This window comes from Bradyrhizobium sp., from assembly GCF_036009065.1.
Taxonomy (GTDB): Bacteria; Pseudomonadota; Alphaproteobacteria; order Rhizobiales; family Xanthobacteraceae; genus Bradyrhizobium.
Genome location: NZ_DASYMN010000285.1, coordinates 1 through 2,967, shown reverse-complemented (window position 1 = coordinate 2,967; position 2,967 = coordinate 1). Strand labels below are relative to the sequence as shown.

Sequence of the window (2,967 nt, the reverse complement as noted above, 5' to 3'; positions counted from 1 at the left end):
CGACGGAGCGTCCGAAAGGCGCTTTTGTTACTACCAAGGCGCGTCGTTCGGCGCTCCGTCTCCCCTCAAAGTCGAGGGGAGAGAACTAAAAGCCCAACTCGCGCGGCGGCGCGGGAACGCAAGCGCTTGGCTGTTTGAATCTTTATAATCAGAAATTTGAGAACGCCGCAACATACTCTGCGTCATACGCGGGCTTGACCCGCGTATCCATCACTCTTCGAAACGACTCTTGCGAAGAGGATGGATTGCCGGGTCAAGCCCGGCAATGACGAGTGGCGAGAATTTGCCAGATCATAATCACGGTGGTTATGGGCTGCCTGCGCGGGGACGACAAATGAAAAAGCCCCGCCCGGTGGGGAAACCGGAGCGGGGCTCTTGTCGCTCAGTCGCGATTGCGGCGCGCCTGAGCGCGTCGTCGTTCAAGTGGCTAGTCGATCACCTGAACGACGCGACGGGTGCGCGGTTCAACCAGCACGGTCTGGCCGTTCACCACGGTGTAGCGATAGGTGGTGGCACCGTAGGTCTGCGGCACGTCATAATAGGTAATGCCGGCTTCCGGCAGCACGCCGCCGACAATCACGCGGTCCGGAATGGTGTAGGTCGGCACGCGTTCGCGGATGACATATTCGCGGAAGGCCGGCCGCTGGGCCACGGCAATGCCGCCACCGTCGACGATCACGCCCTCGCGGACGACGCCGACCGTGCTCTGCGCCTGCGCCGCGAGCGGCGCGCCGATGGCGGCTGCGATTGCGGCAAGGCCAAGAATTCTGTTCCGCATGCTTTTCTCCTTCGCGATGGATCGCACGGCGCGGTTTCGCTCACGCCGGTGCGCAATCCCTCCTAATTCATGCGCTGGGGCATCGTTCCCCGCAAATCTGCGATGGTGTGCTGCAATTTCTGGCAGCTATGCATCCGCTCCTGGAACCCGTTGATGCTAAAAGCGTCTGCTATTCCGGAACCGCCACAGCGGATAGAATCTCCGCCTCGATTCGAGTTTTCCCGACATCGCCAGGAGAAATTCCAAAATGGTCATCACCGCAGCCCACATTCAGCCGATCGTCGCCCTGATTGCAGGTATCCTGATTTTGATCATGCCGCGTTTCCTCAATCTCGTGGTTGCGATCTATTTGATTTTTGTCGGTCTGGCGGGCCTCGGCCTGTTCAAGATGCTGAAGATGTAGCGCTCAAACCCAGGTTCCGCGCCTTGCATGGAACCCGCAAAACGTGGTGTAAGGCGCGCCAACCCACCCCTCTCGCGGATGATCTGTAGCCATGGCCAAAGCCGCATCGAAGACGAAAAAAGTTGCAGCGAAATCAAAGCCATCAGCGCCGCGGGCCAGCGCGCGCAAGGCGCTGCCGAAAAGCCCGGCCAAGATCGCGCCGAAACCGGCCGCAACGGACTCTGCGAAATCCGGCAAATGGGTTTTCACCTTCGGCGACGGCAAGGCCGAAGGCGAGGCCAGCATGCGCGACCTGCTCGGCGGCAAGGGCGCCAACCTCGCCGAGATGGCCAATCTCGGCCTGCCGGTGCCGCCCGGGTTTACGATTCCGACCTCGGTCTGCACTTACTTTTACGCGCACGACAAATCCTATCCGAAGGAATTGAAGGCGCAGGTCGAAAAAGCGCTGGACCAGATCGGCAAGATCGCCGGCAAGGGCTTTGGCGATCCGAAGAATCCGCTGCTGGTGTCGGTGCGCTCCGGCGGGCGCGCCTCGATGCCGGGCATGATGGACACCGTGCTCAATCTCGGCCTCAACGACACCACGGTCGAAGCGCTGGCCGCGATGTCGGGCGACCGCCGCTTTGCCTATGACAGCTATCGCCGCTTCATCACCATGTATTCGGACGTGGTGCTCGGCTTCGAGCATCATCATTTCGAGGACATCCTCGACACCTTCAAGGACAGCCAGGGCTACACGCTCGACACCGACCTTACCGGCGACGACTGGGTCGATCTGGTCGGCCGCTACAAGGACGCGGTGGCGCGCGAAACCGGCAAGGATTTTCCGCAAGATCCGCATGAGCAATTATGGGGCGCGATCGGGGCGGTGTTTTCATCCTGGATGAATGCGCGCGCGGTGACCTACCGCCGGCTGCACGACATTCCGGAATCCTGGGGCACCGCCGTCAATGTGCAGGCGATGGTGTTCGGCAACATGGGCGAAACCTCGGCGACCGGCGTCGCCTTCACCCGCAACCCATCGACCGGCGAGAGCAAGCTGTACGGCGAATTCCTGATCAACGCCCAGGGCGAGGACGTGGTCGCCGGCATCCGCACCCCGCAGGACATCACCGAACATGCGCGCGCCGATTCCGGCTCCGACAAGCCGTCGATGGAAACGGCAATGCCGGAAGCGTTCAAGGAGCTGACGCGAATCTACACGCAGCTCGAAAAACATTACCGCGACATGCAGGACATGGAGTTCACCGTCGAGGACGGCAAGCTCTGGATGCTGCAGACCCGCAGCGGCAAGCGCACCGCCAAGGCCGCATTGCGGATCGCGGTCGAACTGGCCAATGAAGGCCTGATCTCGAAGAACGATGCGGTGTCGCGGATCGATCCGGCGTCGCTGGACCAGTTGCTGCATCCGACCATCGATCCCTCCGCCAAGCGCGACGTCATCGCAACCGGCCTGCCGGCATCGCCTGGTGCCGCCTCCGGCGAAATCGTGTTCTCCTCCGATGAAGCCACAAAACTGCAGGCCGATGGCCGCAAGGTCATCCTGGTGCGGATCGAAACCAGCCCGGAAGACATCCACGGCATGCACGCCGCCGAAGGCATTTTGACCACGCGCGGCGGCATGACCTCGCACGCCGCCGTGGTCGCGCGCGGCATGGGCAAGCCCTGCGTTTCCGGCTGCGGCACCATCCGCGTCGATTACGGCCGCGGCACCATGAGCATCGGCAAGCGCATCTTCAAGACCGGCGATGTCATCACCATCGACGGTTCGCTGGGCCAGGTGCTG

The 2,967-nt window shown here is 62.0% G+C and carries 3 protein-coding genes; 2 read left to right on the top strand and 1 reads right to left on the bottom strand.

Annotated elements, in window-relative coordinates:
- Positions 1 to 427 precede the first annotated feature (427 nt).
- Positions 428 to 778 (bottom strand): DUF1236 domain-containing protein, encoded by a 351-nt coding sequence (locus VGP39_RS17650; protein ID WP_327569388.1) that lies wholly within the window; start codon positions 776 to 778, stop codon positions 428 to 430.
- 247 nt (positions 779 to 1,025) lie between these two features.
- Here VGP39_RS17650 and VGP39_RS17645 point away from each other — a divergent pair, with 247 nt between their 5' ends.
- Positions 1,026 to 1,181, top strand: a complete 156-nt coding sequence (locus tag VGP39_RS17645; protein ID WP_327569387.1) for a DUF3096 domain-containing protein — start codon at positions 1,026 to 1,028, stop codon at positions 1,179 to 1,181.
- A 91-nt stretch (positions 1,182 to 1,272) separates the two neighbouring features.
- Positions 1,273 to 2,967 (top strand): pyruvate, phosphate dikinase (locus tag VGP39_RS17640; protein ID WP_327569386.1); only part of this gene is annotated, 1,695 nt, incomplete at its 3' end.

Coding starts and splice junctions, on each gene's coding strand:
- VGP39_RS17650 (WP_327569388.1), bottom strand. CDS start 778: ATGCGGAACAGAATTCTTGGCCTTGCCGCAATCGCAGCCGCCATCGGC.
- VGP39_RS17645 (WP_327569387.1), top strand. CDS start 1,026: ATGGTCATCACCGCAGCCCACATTCAGCCGATCGTCGCCCTGATTGCA.